This window comes from Streptomyces sp. NPDC045678 (genome assembly GCF_056432085.1).
In genome coordinates this window covers 320,276-336,572 of sequence record NZ_JBWKJS010000004.1, presented here as the reverse complement: position 1 = coordinate 336,572, position 16,297 = coordinate 320,276, and the positions used below count along the sequence as shown (strand labels likewise).

At 68.8% G+C, this 16,297-nt stretch carries 12 protein-coding genes; 5 read left to right on the top strand and 7 right to left on the bottom strand.

The window, feature by feature from the left end; translation table 11 throughout:
* Positions 1-73: 73 nt before the first annotated feature.
* The 6 genes from AC07DO_RS16145 to ngcE all read right to left on the bottom strand — a co-directional run bounded on the left by AC07DO_RS16145 (position 74) and on the right by ngcE (position 6,866).
* Positions 74-955 (bottom strand): carbohydrate ABC transporter permease, encoded by an 882-nt coding sequence (locus AC07DO_RS16145; protein WP_479060107.1) that lies wholly within the window; start codon positions 953-955, stop codon positions 74-76.
* Positions 955-1,902, bottom strand: a complete 948-nt coding sequence (locus tag AC07DO_RS16140) for a carbohydrate ABC transporter permease (protein WP_479060105.1) — start codon at positions 1,900-1,902, stop codon at positions 955-957. Before AC07DO_RS16140 ends, AC07DO_RS16145 begins: the two co-directional genes overlap by 1 nt.
* 28 nt (positions 1,903-1,930) lie before the next feature.
* Complete coding sequence (locus AC07DO_RS16135; protein WP_479060104.1) at positions 1,931-3,193, bottom strand: extracellular solute-binding protein; 1,263 nt, start codon at positions 3,191-3,193, stop codon at positions 1,931-1,933.
* 149 nt (positions 3,194-3,342) lie between these two features.
* Entirely contained in the window at positions 3,343-4,248 is a 906-nt protein-coding gene (locus tag AC07DO_RS16130) for a carbohydrate ABC transporter permease (protein WP_479060102.1), read from the bottom strand.
* A gap of 21 nt (positions 4,249-4,269) precedes the next feature.
* On the bottom strand, positions 4,270-5,211 hold the full coding sequence (locus AC07DO_RS16125) for a carbohydrate ABC transporter permease (RefSeq protein WP_479060710.1): 942 nt from the start codon (positions 5,209-5,211) through the stop codon (positions 4,270-4,272).
* A 221-nt stretch (positions 5,212-5,432) separates the two neighbouring features.
* On the bottom strand, positions 5,433-6,866 hold the full coding sequence (gene ngcE / locus AC07DO_RS16120) for an N-acetylglucosamine/diacetylchitobiose ABC transporter substrate-binding protein (protein ID WP_479060100.1): 1,434 nt from the start codon (positions 6,864-6,866) through the stop codon (positions 5,433-5,435).
* Between the two features lie 513 nt (positions 6,867-7,379).
* Between ngcE and AC07DO_RS16115 the strand changes: the two genes are divergently transcribed.
* Complete coding sequence (locus AC07DO_RS16115; protein ID WP_479060098.1) at positions 7,380-7,853, top strand: pyridoxamine 5'-phosphate oxidase family protein; 474 nt, start codon at positions 7,380-7,382, stop codon at positions 7,851-7,853.
* Between the two features lie 33 nt (positions 7,854-7,886).
* A complete protein-coding gene (locus AC07DO_RS16110) occupies positions 7,887-8,537 on the top strand; it encodes a hypothetical protein (protein ID WP_479060096.1) in 651 nt (216 codons plus the stop codon).
* A 38-nt stretch (positions 8,538-8,575) separates the two neighbouring features.
* Here the strand turns inward: AC07DO_RS16110 and AC07DO_RS16105 are convergent, their stop codons facing one another.
* Entirely contained in the window at positions 8,576-9,733 is a 1,158-nt protein-coding gene (locus tag AC07DO_RS16105; protein WP_479060094.1) for a hypothetical protein, read from the bottom strand.
* A 117-nt stretch (positions 9,734-9,850) separates the two neighbouring features.
* Between AC07DO_RS16105 and AC07DO_RS16100 the strand changes: the two genes are divergently transcribed.
* From AC07DO_RS16100 to AC07DO_RS16090, 3 genes are all read left to right on the top strand, one after another.
* On the top strand, positions 9,851-13,804 hold the full coding sequence (locus tag AC07DO_RS16100; protein ID WP_479060093.1) for a GH92 family glycosyl hydrolase: 3,954 nt from the start codon (positions 9,851-9,853) through the stop codon (positions 13,802-13,804).
* 84 nt (positions 13,805-13,888) lie between these two features.
* Positions 13,889-15,148 carry an ATP-binding protein gene (locus AC07DO_RS16095; RefSeq protein ID WP_479060091.1) on the top strand — a complete coding sequence of 420 codons (1,260 nt, stop codon included), beginning with the start codon at positions 13,889-13,891 and terminating at the stop codon, positions 15,146-15,148.
* Positions 15,145-16,278, top strand: coding sequence for a tetratricopeptide repeat protein (locus AC07DO_RS16090; RefSeq protein WP_479060089.1), 1,134 nt, complete (start codon positions 15,145-15,147; stop codon positions 16,276-16,278). The genes AC07DO_RS16095 and AC07DO_RS16090 overlap by 4 nt, the downstream gene beginning before the upstream one ends.
* Positions 16,279-16,297: the final 19 nt, after the last annotated feature.

Below are 16,297 nucleotides of genomic sequence, written 5' to 3'. Positions count from 1 at the left end.
ACCATGCGTGGAACGGCCGCCCTGACCCACCCGGACGGCCGTTCCGCGCATGCGTCGACTACGTGAAGGACCCCTACTTGACGGACCCCGCCGTGAGCCCCGAGACCACATGCCGTTCGATGATCGCGAACAGCACGATGACCGGCACGATCGCGACCACGGACGCGGCGAAGAGGTAGTTCCACTGCACCGTGTAGTTGCCGATGAAGTTGTTGATGCCGACCGTCAGCGGCTGCTTCTCCGGCTCGGTGGTGAGGGTCAGGCCCATCACGAACTCGTTCCAGGATGTGATGAAGGTGAAGATCACGGCCGTCACGACGCCCGGCAGGGCCAGCGGCAGCGTCACCTTGATCATGGCGCCGAAGCGGCTGGTGCCGTCCACCATGGCGGCCTCCTCCAGCTCCGCCGGGATGGAGCTGATGTAGGCCGTCAGGATCCACACCGCGAAGGCGAGGTTGAACGCCGCGTTGGTGAGGATCAGCGTCCAGACCGAGTTGAGCATGTCGAGCTCGTGGAACTCGCGGTAGAGGCCGACCAGGAGCGCCGTGGGCTGGAACATCTGGGTGACCAGGACCAGGAGCAGGAAGACCTTGCGGCCGCGGTACCGCATGCGCGCCGTGTAGTACGCGGCGGGCAGCGAGACGAGCAGGACCAGCAGGGTGGCGCCGCCGGCCACGAGCAGCGTGACCTGGAGGTTCTGGCCGAGCTCGGACTCCTTCCACACGTCGATGAAGTTGGCCCACTCCAGGTCCGTGGGCAGGTACGTGCGGTCCCGCAGCTCGTCCTTGGGGCGGAGCGCGGTGACGATCATCTCCAGGTACGGCGCGAGGAAGATCGCGGCAAGGAGCCACGCGCAGGCCGTGATGACCAGGGTGCGGGGCCGGAGGGTGCGCTTCGCCTTCTTCGGCGGGCCGTCCTTCCGGGGCGCGGGGCGGGTCGCCGTCGCGGTGGCCATCAGTCCTCCTCGTTCCACCGGCTGACCTTCAGGAAGATCAGCACGAGCACCACGACCATCAGGAAGTTGACGACCGACATGGCCGCGGACTCACCGATGTCGGTCTCCTTCAGCTTGTACATGAACACCATCGACGTGGAGGTGTCGTAGCCCGGACCGCCCTGGGTCATGGCCCAGATGATCGGGAAGGAGTTGAAGACGTTGATGAGGTTGATGACCACACCGACGAGGAAGGCGGGCCGCAGCATCGGCAGCGTGATGTGGCGGTAGGTCTGCCAGGGGCTCGCGCCGTCGATGCGCGACGCTTCGTAGACGTCCTGCGGGATGGTCTGGAGGCCGGCGAGGAGCGTGTACGTGGTGAAGGGCAGCGACACGAAGACGGCGACGCCCATCATCCACGGCCAGGCGGTCTCCGGCTTGCCCAGCCAGTCCTTGGAGCTGTCGATCAGCCCCAGGTCGAGCATGAGCGTGTTGACGACGCCCGCGGTCTGGTTGAGCATCCACTTGAAGCCGATGGCGGTCATCAGGACGGACGCGGCCCACGGGGCGATGAGGGCCCAGCGGGCGTAGCGGCGGCCGGGGAACTTCTGGTTGAACAGTTGGGCCAGGGCCAGCGAGAACAGCATCGTGACGCTGACGACGACGACCGTCCACACCGCCGTCCAGATGAGGACGGCGCTGAAGTCGCTCTCCTCGAAGAGCTTCTTGAACTTGTCGGTCCCGGCGCTGCCGCGCACCTTGCCGGAGATGGAGATGTTGAGGAACGAGGTGCGGATCAGCTCGACGACGGGCCAGACGACCACGGTGAGGATCAGCAGGATGACGGGCGCTATCCAGGGCAGCGGACCGAGCCGGGCCAGGCCGCCGCGGCGGCTCACCGGCCTGGGTGCGCGCCCGCCCCGCCCACGGCCGGTCCCGGCCGTGGGCGAAGGGGCTTTGAGCGACACGAAGACTCCCTTACTTGCCTGCTCGCGCCTACTTGGCGTCGGCTGCCGCCGACTCCGCCTTCTTCTGGAGGTCGCCGAGGATCTGCTTCGGGTCGTCGGAGACGGCCTTGCCGCCGGTCTTCTTCATCTCGGCGGAGACGACGTCCCAGCTGGTGTCGCCGAGCGGGTAGAACTTGGCGTTCGGCAGCACCTGGAAGAAGGGCTCCAGGTCCTTGTGCTTGCCGCTGTCGGTCATCTGCTTGAGGGCGTCCTTGGTGACCGGCATGAGGTTGTACATCTCGTCGAACGCCAGCATCTTCTTGGAGTACGTGAAGTCCAGGAACTTCTTCACGCCTTCCTTCTCCGCGCCGCCGTCCTTGAAGGCCATCATCCAGTCGGCGACGCCGAGGGTGCTGTCGAGCGGTCCCGTCTTGCCGGGGATGGGCACGACTCCGTAGTCGACCTTGCCCTCCTTGGCCATCTGGATCAGGCTCGGGTGGCCGTTGAGCATGCCGACCTTGCCCGCGGCGAAGTCCGCGAAGGCGGTCTTGCGGTCGGTGGAGGCCGGGTTGGGGTAGGTGAGGCCGGGCTTGACCAGGTTGGTCTTGAGCCACTCGAAGGTCTCGACGTTCTTCGCGCTGTCGAGGGTGTACTTGCCGTCGGCGTCGGTGTAGCCGCCGCCGTTGCCGAGCTCCCACATCATCGACTCGCCCTGGGTCTCCTCGGGGCCGAGCGGCAGGGCGTAGGGGGTGTCGGCGGCCTTCTTGTCCTTGATCTTCTTGGCGGCGGCGGCGAGTTCGTCCCACGTCTTGGGCGGGTTCTTGACGCCGGCCTTCTTGAAGACGGCCTTGTTGTAGAACATCACGCGGCTGGAGGAGACCCACGGGATGCCGTACTGCGTGCCGTCGACCTCGCCCGCCTTGGCGAAGGACGGGATGAGGTTGTCGCGGGTCTCGGGCGAGAGGACCTCGTCCGCCTTGTAGAGCAGGTCGTCGGCGACCTTGTCCGCGTAACCCCCGGTCTGCAGCAGGTCGGGCTCGTCGCCCGCCTGGATCATGTTCTTGACGGACTTGTCGATCTCGTTCCAGTTGATGACCTGGACGTCGACCTTGTAGCCCTCGTTGGCCTTCTCGAATTCCTTCTTGACCTCGGCCCAGTACACCTTGGAGGCGTTGGAGGCCTTGTCGCCGTAGTCGGCGGCGACGAGCTTGATCGTCTTGCTGTCCCCGCTGTCGCTGTCACCACTACAGGCGGTAAGTCCCAGAGCCATGGCGAGCGTTGCCGCACCGGTGGCGACTATTCGATTCCTCATGCTGATTCAACCCTTCGACATCGGTGTCGACTTGAGCGCGTCCAGTCGCCCCCCGCGGCGCCGTCGCGCCGACACTACTCAGGCCCGGATTCACCTCGACAGGCCTAGACCACTTTCGTGGCCAACCTGAAATCACCTGCCCTACCAGGTCACTTGATGGCACCCGCGGTCAGACCGGCCTGTACCTGTCGCTGGAAGACTGCGTAGACGACGAGCACCGGGAGCATGGCGATCGTCAGGCCCGCGAAGAGGGCGCCCCAGTCGCCCCGGTACCCCTGCGAGACGGCCAGCGAGGCGAGCCCCTGCGGCAGTACGTAGCTCTTCTCGTCCTCGTTGTTGAGCAGCAGCGGAAGCAGGTACTGGTTCCACTGCCCGAGGAAGTTGAAGATCCCGATGCTGACGAGGCCGGGCTTGGCCATCGGCAGCATGATCTGGAAGAACGTACGGGTGTGGGAGGCCCCGTCGACCATCGCCGCCTCCTGCACACCGGTCGGCAGCGTCCGGAAGAAGGAGGTCAGGAAGAAGGTGGTGAAGGGCAGCGAGTACGCGATGTACGCGATCATCAGCCCGGGCCGGGTGTCGAGGAGTCCGAAATTCTCCATCACGGCGAACAGCGGCACCAGGGCGAGGATGACCGGGAACATCATGCCGCCCGCGAACAGCATGAAGACGACGCGGTTGCCGGGGAAGGTGTAGCGGGCGATGACGTAGGCCGCCATCGAGCCGAGCAGCATGGTGCCGGTCAGCGAACCGGCGAGGATGATCAGCGAGTTGAGGGTGTACTGCCCGATGTTGGCCTTGTTCCACGCGTTGGAGAAGTTCTCCCAGTGGAAGGAGGCGGGCCAGCCCATCGGGTCGCTGAGGATCTCGGCGGAGGGCCGGAAAGCGGTGAGGGCGACCCAGATCAGCGGTCCCGCGGCGAGGACGACCCACAGGATCAGGAAGGCGTGCGAGAAGACGTTGAGGGCGCCGCCGGTCCCCTTCTCACGGCGGGCCGCGGAGTCCGTCGCCTTCTGCGGCCGGGGCTGAGGGGCGGTGGTGGTGGTCGTGGTCATGATGCAGTGACTCCCGCGGTCTCAGTATTCGATCCGGTCGCGGTTCCCGACCCGCATGACGATCAGGGAGAACGCCATGCTGAGGAGGAGAAGGACGACGCCGATGGAGGTGGCGTAGCCGTACTGGCCGTCCCTGAACCGTTCGTAGAGGAAGACCGGTGTCACCTTCAGGACGTGCGGCGGCACCATGACCAGGCAGATCGCGAAGGTGTCGAGCGCCTGGATGCCCATGTAGATCCAGCCGGTGCGCACCGTGTCCCAGATCAGCGGGAGCGTGACGTTGAAGAAGGTGCGGGCGCGGCCCGCGCCGTCGAGGAGCGCGGCCTCGTAGATGTCCTTGGGGATGGCGCCCATGGCGGCGGAGAACAGCACCACGTAGAAGCCGATGAAGCTCCAGCTGATCACGGTGAGCAGTGAGATCAGACCGAGGGTCTCGTCGCCGCCGAGCCAGGCGGGCCCGTCGACGCCGACCTTGTCGAGGCCGCCGTTGATGAGGCCGCTGTTGGTGTTGAAGACGCGTCCCCAGACGACGGCGATGATGGCGACGGACAGGACCTGCGGGAAGAAGTAGACGACCTTGTAGAGCGAGGAGCCCGCGACACCCGCGATGGCGCGTCCTCTGCGGTGCCGCCCGCCCGAGGTGATCATGTAGGCGAAGAACATGCCGAGCACCAGCGTGATGACCGGGGCGATGACCAGCAGCAGGACGCTCACCTGCAGCGAGTCCCAGAACCGCTCGTCGTTCCACATCTTCTCGTAGTTGTCGAACCCGACGAAGTTCGCGACGGGCCCGCCGGACCAGTCGGTGAACGAGTAGTAGATCGCCTGGAGGAAGGGCGAGATCACGAACAGCGCGTAGAACGCGAGCGGCACGGCGAGGAAGCCCACGATGAAGCGGTACTTGTCGAGCGTGCGGTAGCGCCGGTCGTAGCGGACGCGTTCGGGGGTGAAGCGGGGTGGCAGCAGCACCGCCACGACGAACAGCAGCAGGCTCGGCGGGCCCGGTGGGGGCCTGCGTCCGGCCTGCTTCTTCGGAGGTGGCGTCCGGTCCACCCGGGTGTCGGTCTTCACGCTGATCAGCCCCGCCCGCTCTTTCACATGCCTGCACGTGCTCGGTTGCGTGTTCGCTCGTGAGCCGGGGTCCGGGGCCGCGAAGGCCCCGGACCGTCCGGTCGATCCGGCCGTCAGGCCTTCTTGACCTTGGTGATGTCGGGGTCCTTCATGATGCGGTCGGAGGCCTTCTGCATGGTGTCCATCGCCTGCTTGGGCCCGATCTGGCCCTGCATGAACTTGTGGATCATGTTGTTGAAGTCCTCGCGGAACAGCTCGTTGTACCAGTCCATGAACTGGGGGATGACGATGTTCTCGCCGGCCGCCTTGATCGCCGCCTGGGCGCTCGCCGTGCCCGAGGGCAGCTTCTGTCCGTCGATGGCGCCCTTGACGACGGGCATGGAGCCGATCTCCTTGAAGAGGTTGAGCGCGGCTTCCTTGCTGTACATCATCCGCAGCCACTCCAGCCCGCCCTGCCGGTTCTTGGCCTTGGCGGGGACGATGAAGGGTTCACCGGCCGGGGAGTAGAGCGTGCCGAACGGCATCTTGTCGCCGGAGTCGAGCGACGGGGTCGCGCCGACCGTCATCGCGAAGTCCTTCGGCGTGGTGTCTTTGGCCTCGTTCTCCACCCAGGAACCGTTGGGCACGAAGAGGCACTTGCCTTCCTTCGTCCACGCGGTCTGCATCTCGGTGTGGGCCTCGGTGCCGTCGAAGCCGGTGAGCACGTACTTCTTGGCGACGAGCTCCTCCCAGGCCTCGAAGACCTCCTTGACCGCCTCGTGCTTCCAGGCGCCCGGCTCCAGGTAGTCCATCGCCGTGGTGACGTCGCGGCCGCCGCGCTGGGCGAACATCGCGTACATGCTGAAGAACATGTAGCGCGGGTGGCCGCCCGGGTAGCTCCAGCCGTGGATGCCCTTGGCCTTGGCCTTCTTGCAGACGGCGAGCATCTCGTCCCAGGTCTTGGGATACGAGGAGTCGAGCCCGTCCTCCAACAACTTCTTCGAGTACCAATTCCCGTACACGGTCAGCGCGATGTTGAGCTGGTAGCACTCGCGGCCGCCGAAGCGGCCCATCTGCTCGACGACCGGTACGAGGGTGTCGCGCACGGTGACGTCCGGGTCGTCCCACGACGGCGCGTCGAGCACCTCGCTGAGGTCGGCGACCTGCTTGTTGTGGACGAGTTTGCCGGGGTTCATCTGGTCGGCGCCGGAGTTGTTGACGACGTCCGATGTGGGCTTGCCCCGGACGATCTTCGGCTGGACCTGGGTGGCGATCTTCTCGGTGGGCTTCTGCTCCGGATCGGCCTCGGGGTACTTCTTGGCGTACATGTCCGTGACGAACTGGGCGTACTTGTCCCCGTACCCGCCGTTGAAGATGTAGACGGTGAGTCCGGCATCCTCCTTCACACCGAGCGGATTCTTCTTGCTCTTCTCGCCCTTTTCCGCCTTGTTCTCGTCGCCGCCCCCGCTGGCGCACGAGCTGAGTGCCCCCACGGCCGGTACCGCGAGCAGCCCCGCGGCCGCTGCCCTCTTCATGACGTCACGACGGTTGACGCTGGTGGATCCCATGCTCAAGTCCTCGCCTTCTCCAGGACTCAGGCGGTGAACCGGACCCTCCCCGGCACCGCGGTGGTGTGAAGCTGGGCTCGTGCGCCGGGTTCTCGGACGGGAAAAGGCAGTTGACGTTCGACGCGCCCCGCCCCCACACCCCGGGCCTGCGGCCGGGTCGGACGGCCGGGCAGACGCGGACAGGTATAGTCCACTCGCGGCCGGGTGGGCAAGATCGAATACGTCTTTGGACTGCGACCTTTTCCGAGTTGAGACCTGCGACGATCCCCGGTGGGGACCGCTGATGATCCCCGGTCCGGACCCTCGATGATCCCCGTCCGAACCTCTCGCACATCACTGCCGGAACCCGTGGACTTTCGCGCCGGTTTCCATGGACTTTCCCTCGGGTCACCCGAGTGGGCGGGTGTGGGGGCGGGTGGCCGGGTCGATGCCGGCCCCGGGGTGGCCTCGGTCGCTGGGAGCAAGTCCTGCGCCGCGGGCGTGCCGCGGGCCCGGCTGGCTAGGGTCGGACGCATGGAGACCACGGAAATCGTTCGCCGCCGCCCGACGGCGGAGCGTACGCGCGACACGCTGGACCGGCTCGCCGTCGAGCGGGACATATGGGTGTCGACGGCGCACCCGGATCACGGGCCGCACCAGGTGCCGTTGTGGTTCCTGTGGGACGGGCGAGCGGTGTGGATGTGCACCGGCGCCACGTCCGCGACGGCGCGGAACGTCCGCGCGGAGCCGCGCGTACGTCTGTCGCTGCCGGACACCTTCGACGTGGTGCTCCTCCAGGGGGAGGCGGAGTGCTTCCCCGACCAGGAGGTGCCCGAGGGCGCGGCGCAGGCGTTCGCCGACAAGTTCGGGTGGGATCCGCGGGGTGAGGAGGCCGCCTTCCTCTACATCCGAGTGGTCCCGCGGACCGTGCGCGCCTGGCGCGGCGAGCCGGAGCTGCGCGGGCGGGTCGTCATGCGCGAGGGGGTGTGGCTGCCCCCGAGCCCCTGAGGCCGAGCCGCACGCGCGCTCTGAAGTGTGCCGATGCAGCTCGTCCCCCCATCGCCGCCGCGGATAACGGCGAACGAGATCCGCCCCGGCCGTCACTGGTACGTCACCGCGGCCTTGACCGCCGTCGTACTGATCGTGCTCGGCGCGGCCATCGGGGTGTACCGGTTCACGGGCGCGCTGGACGCGGTGGACACGGGCCGCCCGTTCGCCGACGGCGACACCGTCACGCTGCGGCTGGAGCCGGGAAGCGAGAAGGCGATCTGGATCGAGGAGCGGGGCCCGTCCGCGGACCAGGAGTGCGACATCTCCGGTCCGGGCGACCCCCGTCTCACCAGCCCGGGAATCGACGTGTTCCTCACCCGCGACGCGGCCTGGAACCCGCTCCGCACCATCGACGTGTCGCGGACCGGCGACTACGACATCACCTGCACGTCCCAGGGACCGTCCCGGTACGCCATCGGGGAGCGCGAAGGCTATGTCTCGCTGGTGGTCGGGGTCATCGCCGCCGTCGCGCTCCCGGCCCTCGGCGTCATCATCGGTACCGCCCTCGCCGCGGTCACCGCGGTCCGCCGCCGCGCCCATCGCAGGCGGCTGCTCGCCGACCGCGCCGACTCATATGGCTCCCCCGGCTCCTACGGCTCCCACGGCGAGGTCGACCGCGCCACGGAACCGGCTCGGCCCTGACCTACCCCCCCCACGCGTCGAGCAGGTGGAGCGGCCGACTACCCGCGGATCGAGCCGAGGAGCGTCCGCCGGACGATGCGTGCCACCTCACGCGCGCCTCCGTGGCCGAGTTCCCGGAGGCGGGGTGAGAGGCCGTCCGGGGCGGCGGGACGCGCCGCGAGTGCGCGGAACCGCTGCGCCAGCAGGGACCGTACGGCCGGGTCGCCGCCCCGTTCGCCGATCTGCCGGTAGACGTATGCCAGTACGGCGTCCTCCCCCTTCGGCCGCAGCTCGTCGACCACAACGCGGTCGATCACCGATTCCGGCCAGGGGACGACGCCTGCGCCTGGGACCCCGAAGAGGTCCGCGTTGAGCATCTGACTGAGGTTCTGCGGCGGCAGCAGTACGGTCGGCAGCCCTGTCGAGGCCGCCTGGAGGATCGTCGTACTGCCGGGTGAGGTGAAGAGCGCGTCCGCCCGCAGCAGCGCGGCCTCGAACTCGTACGCGCACAAAGGGCCGACGCGAACATGGCTCGGCAGCGCGGCGGCCAGTTCCGTACGCACCCACGGGGGCAGGTTGCCGCAGACGGCCGCGATCCGACGTCCGTGCCCGCGCAGCGCACGCACCAGTGGCACCAGGACCGCGTGCAGGTAGGCGTCGGAAGCGCCGCCGACCAGGTGACTGTGCAGTCCGCCGACGTTGATCACTGCCCCGGCGCCGCCGATTCGGCGCCGGGGCGGCGGCACGATCGGCTCCACCCAGCGCAGGTCGGCCCTCCGCCGCAGTGGACTGGTCGGCGGCAACTCCCGCGCGAGGCTGCGCTGGGCGCAGTACACCGTGGCCGCGGCCGGCACTTCCGCGTCGGTGGTCCACAGGTACGGCAGGCTGTCGACGTAGACCACCGGCGTGCCGGAGCGGGCGATCCTGTCGGCGGAGACGGGGTCGTTGACGACCAGAGCCGCGGCCGGGGAGACGCCGTCGGAACGGTGGACGAACCGGTGACGCCCACCGATGACCTGCGCGGCGAGCCGGGCCGTATCGGACGCGTCGTCCAAGAGGACCTCCAAGCCGCCGACTTCACCGCGCCCGCCGAGCTCATCGAGGATCAGCCGCAGCTTCCCGACGCTGCCCCAGCCGAAGTCGGTGGTCGCCACCAGCAGGCCGCCGGCCGGGCACACCCTCAAGTCCGCACCGTTCACCAAGTCCTCACCGTCCACCCCTACACCATCCCGCGCCCCGCCAACAGCCTTGACACCACTCGCCCCTTCCCGCCCTACTAGACCTTGCGCAGCGACCGTGACAACGTTGTCCAACTCGCAAGGAGGGGCCCGGGGATGCCGCACTCGGCACGTAGTACGACAAGCAACTCGGCACGCGACTCGGCACGCAGACCTCGTGTCAGACACCGCCGTCCGCCCGGTCAAGGGCCCCGCTCGGCCGTGGCCGCCGGGACGCTCGCGATCGCGCTCGTCGTGGCGGCACAGGGGGCCGCCGTCGCCGGGCCCGAGCGGGCGCCCCGGGCCGACCGGGAGTTCTCCTCGTCGTTCGAGGACGGTCAGGCCCTGCCGGACTGGCTGAGCACCGTCGAGACGGGGCCCGACGGGAAGAAGAAGTCCGCCGGGGTGAACGGCGAGTTCAGCTCCGGCTTGCCCGGGAGCGTGAACGACCACGTCACCGAGGTGCGGGCCAGCGGCGAGAACGCCGGGTCCGGCGAGGTCGCCGCGAACCTCGTCGACGGCGAGGCGACCAGCAAGTGGCTGACGTTCGCGAAGGACGGCTGGGCCGAGTTCGACCTCGACGAGCCCGCGAAGGTCGTGACATACGCGCTGACGTCCGCCAACGACCACGCCGAGCGCGACCCGAAGGACTGGACCCTGAAGGGGTCCACCGACGGCAAGACATGGACCGTCCTCGACGAGCGCAAGGGCGAGACCTTCGACGGGCGGCACAAGGCGAAGACGTACGACTTCGCCAAGCCGGACGAAGCGAAGGCCTACTCCCACTTCCGCCTCGACGTCACCGCCAACAACGGCGCCTCCGACGCGCTGCAACTCGCCGACGTGCAGCTGTCCGTCGGCGGCACGCAGGCCCCCGGGCCCGAGGACATGCTGAGCCTGGTGGACCGCGGCCCCAGCGGCTCCCCGACCGCCAAGGCCCGCGCCGGGTTCACGGGGAAGCACGCGCTGCGCTACGCGGGCAGCCACAAGGCGGACGGCCGCGGCTACTCGTACAACAAGGTCTTCGACGTCGATGTGAAGGTCGAGCGGGACACCGAGCTCGGGTATCGCGTCTTTCCCTCCATGGCCGAAGGGGACCTCGACTACGCCGCCACCAACGTCTCCGTCGACCTCGCCTTCACCGACGGAACGTACTTGAGCGAGCTCAAGGCCGTCGACCAGCACGGGTTCCCGCTGACCCCGCAGGGGCAGGGCGACTCCAAGGTTCTGTACGTCAATCAGTGGAACAACGTCGCGTCGCGCATCGGGCAGGTCGCGCGCGGCAAGACCGTCGACCGCGTCCTCGTCGCGTACGACTCCCCGAAGGGGCCCGCGAAGTTCCGCGGCTGGGTCGATGACGTGTCCTTGAAGGAGAAGGCGCCGGAGAGGCCGAAGGCGCACCTCTCGGACTACGCGGACACGCGGCGCGGCACCAACTCCAGCGGCGGCTTCTCGCGCGGCAACAACTTCCCCGCCACCGCGGTCCCGCACGGCTTCAACTTCTGGACGCCGGTGACCAACGCGGGCTCCCTGAGCTGGCTGTACGACTACGCGCGCGGCAACAACGACGACAACCTGCCGACGATGCAGGCGTTCAGCGCGAGCCACGAGCCCAGCCCGTGGATGGGTGACCGGCAGACGTTCCAGATGATGCCGTCCGTCGACAAGGACACCCCGAGCGCGTCCCGCACCAAGCGTGCGCTGCCGTTCCGGCACGAGAAGGAGACGGCGCGCCCGCACTACTACGGCGTGACGTTCGAGAACGGCCTGAAGGCCGAGATGGCGCCGACCGACCACGCGGCGATGATGAGGTTCACCTATCCCGGTGACGACGCGAGCGTCGTCTTCGACAACGTCTCGGAGAAGGGCGGCCTCACCCTCGACAAGGAGAAGGGCATCGTCTCCGGCTTCTCGGACGTCAAGTCCGGTCTGTCGGCCGGTGCCACGCGGCTCTTCGTCTACGGCACCTTCGACTCCCCCGCCACCGCGGGCGGCAAGCTGGAGGGCGGCGGTGGCGGCGACGTCACGGGCTACCTCCGCTTCAAACCCGGCAAGGACCGCACGGTCAGCCTGCGGCTCGCGACGTCCCTGATCAGCCTGGACCAGGCGAAGGCGAACCTCGCCGACGAGATACCGCAGGGCACGTCCTTCGACCGCGTCAGGAACCGGGCGCAGAAGCAGTGGGACGACATCCTCGGCAAGGTGGAGGTCGAGGGCGCGAGCGAGGGGCAGCGCACAAGCCTCTACTCCTCCCTGTACCGCCTGTACCTCTACCCCAACTCGGGCTTCGAGAAGGTCGAGACAGAGGGCGGCGGCAAGGCCACGTACAAGTACGCCTCCCCCTTCTCGCCCCAGACCGGGCCCGACACCCCCACCCACACCGGCGCGAAGATCGTCGAGGGCAAGCCGTACGTGAACAACGGCTTCTGGGACACGTACCGCACGACGTGGCCGGCCTACTCGCTCCTCACCCCGAAGAAGGCGGGTGAGCTGGTCGACGGCTTCGTGCAGCACTACAAGGACGGCGGCTGGACCTCGCGCTGGTCGTCGCCCGGTGCCGCCGACCTGATGACGGGCACGTCGTCCGACGTGGCGTTCGCCGACGCGTACACCAAGGGCGTGAAGTTCGACGCGGAGGCCGCGTACGACGCCGCGCTGAAGAACGCGACGGTGGTGCCGCCGACGTCGGGCGTCGGCCGCAAGGGCATGAAGACGTCGCCGTTCCTCGGCTACACGCCCAGCGAGACGCACGAGGGCCTGTCGTGGGCTCTGGAGGGTTACCTCAATGACTACGGGATCTCCCGGATGGGAGCGGCCCTCTACAAGAAGACGGGCAAGAAGCACTACAAGGAGGAGTCCGAGTACTTCCTCAACCGTGCCCGTGACTACGTGAACCTCTTCGACGGCAAGGCGGCGGGCGCGGGCACCGACCCCGGCTTCTTCCAGGGCAAGGACACCAAGGGCGTCTGGCGCGTGCCTTCGGAGAAGTTCGACCCGCGCGTGTGGGGCCACGATTACACGGAGACCAACGCCTGGGGGTACGCCTTCACCGCGCCGCAGGACTCGCGCGGTCTGGCGAACCTGTACGGCGGCCGCAAGGGCCTCGGCGAGAAGCTCGACACGTACTTCGCCACTCCGGAGACGGGCTCCGCGGAGTTCGCGGGCTCCTACGGAGGCGTCATCCACGAGATGACGGAGGCGCGTGACGTACGCATGGGGATGTACGGCCACTCCAACCAGGTCGCCCACCACGCCGCGTACATGTACGACGCGGCCGGGCAGCCGTGGAAGACGCAGGAGAAGGTCCGCGAGGTCCTCTCCCGCCTCTACACGGGCAGCGAGATCGGGCAGGGCTACCACGGCGACGAGGACAACGGCGAGCAGTCCGGCTGGTACCTCTTCTCGTCGCTGGGCTTCTACCCCTTGGTGATGGGCAGCGGCGAGTACGCCATCGGTTCTCCGCAGTTCACGAAGATGACACTGCACCTCGACAACGGCCGCGACCTGGTCGTGAAGGCGCCGAGGAACAGCGCGAAGAACGTGTACGTGCAGGGTCTCAAGGTCAACGGCAAGGCGTGGAAGTCGACCGCGCTCCCGCACGACGTCGTCGCCCGAGGCGGGGTCCTGGAGTTCGACATGGGTCCGAAGCCGTCGGCGTGGGGCAGCGGCAAGAACGCGCAGCCGGCGTCGATCACGAAGGACGACAAGGTCCCGTCGCCGAGGAAGGACGCCCTCAAGGGTGAGGGCGCGCTCTTCGACGACTCGTCGGCGACGGAGGCGTCTTCAGGGACGGCGATCGAACTCCCGGTCCGCAACCGGACGAAGGCCGTCCAGTACACGCTGACGTCCCCCGCCGACAAGGCGAAGGCGCCACGCGGCTGGGTGCTCCAGGGGTCGAAGGACGGCAGCAGGTGGAAGGACCTGGACAAGCGGTCCGGTGAGTCGTTCGCCTGGAACCAGCAGACCCGGGCCTTCACGATCGCCCACCCGGGCACGTACGCCCACTACCGCCTGATCCCGAAGGGCGGCACCGGCGCGGTGACGCTGGCGGAGGTGGAGCTGCTCGGCTGAGTCGGCCGAGGCCGGATACGGGGGGCGTTTCATGGGGTGGGCCGGGCCGCTCATCGCATGAAACGCCCCCCGTATCCTCGTCCCATGCCCGATCACTCCCCCTTGATCCAGAGCCTGCGCACAGCCGTCGCGGGCGCGCCCGACGACGTGCCGCTGCGGCTGCATCTGGCGGAACTCCTCGTGGAGAGCGGGCATCACGAGGAGGCGGTCGCCGAGGTCGCCGTGGCCTTGCAGCACGCGCCGGGCGACGCGAAGGCGCGGGAGTTGATGACCCGGGCGATGGGCGCGCCGCAGACGGCGCAACCGCCTGCCGAGTCACCGGCAACCCCCGCCGGCTTCAACTGGAAGGCCGCCGAGGACCAGGTCGGTGACGTCGTCCCGCCCCGCTTCGTCGAAAGCCCACCGACCCCCGAGGCGGCACAGACCGCCGACGGCAGCGGTGACCCGGGGGACGCCGCCGCCTGGGAGGTGGAGGCGCCCGACGGCGTGCGGCTCGCCGACGTCGGCGGCATGCAGGACGTCAAGGACCGCCTGGAGGCCGCGTTCCTCGCGCCCCTGCGCAACCCCGAGCTGCGCAAGCTGTACGGCAAGAGCCTGCGCGGCGGGCTCCTCCTGTACGGCCCGCCCGGCTGCGGCAAGACTTTCATCGCCCGCGCCGTCGCCGGTGAGCTCGACGCCAACTTCCTCTCCATATCCATCAACGACGTGCTCGACATGTGGATGGGCAACTCCGAGCGCAACATGCACGAGGTCTTCGAGACGGCCCGCCGTCAGGCCCCCTGCGTCCTCTTCCTCGACGAACTCGACGCCCTCGGCGCCAAGCGCAGCCGCACCGCCCACAGCGGCATGCGCAACACCGTCAACCAGCTCCTCACCGAGCTCGACGGCATCGACGCGGACGCCAACGAAGGCGTGTTCGTGCTGGCCGCCACCAACGTCCCCTGGGACGTGGACAACGCGCTGCGCCGCCCCGGCCGCCTCGACCGCACGATCCTCGTCCTGCCGCCCGACGCCCCCGCCCGCGAAGCCATCCTCCGCTACCACCTCCGCGACCGCCCCGTCGCCAACATCGACCTGCGGAAGCTCGCGAAGGCCACCGACGGTCTCTCCGGTGCCGACCTCGCCCACCTCTGCGAGGCCGCCGCCGAGCGCGCCCTCCTCGACTCCGCGCGCACCGGCACCGTCCGCATGATCGGCATGCAGGACCTCACGGCCGCGGCCGCCACGATCGCGCCCTCCAGCGACCCGTGGTTCGCCTCCGCCCGCAACGTGGCGATGTTCGCCAACGAGGGCGGCATGTACGACGACCTGGTCACCTACCTCAAGAAGAAGCGGAAGCTGTGAGCGCCGGCACTGTGCACCCCGCCGTGGAGCGGGCCGACGGGCTCATCGAGCTCAAGCGGTACGACGAGGCCGAGGCCCTGCTCGGGCAGCGCCTCGCCGAGGACCCCGACGACGTACGCGCCTGGACCAAGCTCGCCCTGTGCCACGTCCGGGCCGAGCAGCACGAGAAGGCCCTGACGGCGACCGACCGCGCCCTCGCCATCGCCCCCGAGGACGTCGGCGGCCTCGTCATGCGCGCGCACGCCCTGCGCGGCATCGGCGGCACCCGCTGGCAGGAGTCCGAGGGCGTGCTGCGCGAGGCGATACGCATCGACCCCGAGTACTGGTACCCGTACTCCCTCCTCGCCGACGTCGTCTGGCGCATCCGCCTCGTCCGCATCGGGCAGGGGGGCGGCGGCACGGTCACGGCGGCGCAGATGCAGGACCCTCTCAGGGAGGCGGGCGACATCGCCATGGAGGCGCTGCGCCTCGGTCCCGAAGAGGTCTACGCGCACGAAGTCGCCTGGCAGATAGCCGACCTGGCCGGCAACGGCACGGTCGCCGATCAGTTGGACCACGCGATCCTCCGCCTCGACCCGAGCCACCCGTACGCCCTGGCCCGCCAGACCCGGAAGGCCGCCTCCGCGCCCGGCGTGAAGGCCCGCGAGGCCGCCACGCTGTACGCGGACGCGCTGGCCGCCGCCCCGGACTCCCGTCCGATGCGGGACGGCCTCGACGACGCGTCGTACCGCATGCTGCGCGGCATCCGCTGGATCGCCCTGCTCTGCCTCGCCGTCATCGCGGCCTCCGGCCTCGACCTCTTCGTCACCGACGGCGAGACCCCCCGCGACCTACCGGTGTCGCTCGGCCAGCGCCTCTGGTTCCTCGTCCCGATGTCGGCGCTCTGGGCAGTGGGCGCCCTCCTCCGCTACCGGCGGCTGCGCGCGGGCGTCCGCATCAACATCCACTCCCTGATCCGCCGCCGCGTGTGGCCCCGCATCGTCCTCGCCCAGGCCGCGTGGGCCATGCTCTGCACGCTCCTCATCGCGGAGATCCCGTGGACCGAACGGGCCGTGCCGCAGGCCCTGTTCTGGGCTGGCCTCGTCCCCACCGTCGCCACGATCTGGTTCGACCGCAACAAGAAGGGGTGACGCGAGCGGCGCCCCGAAC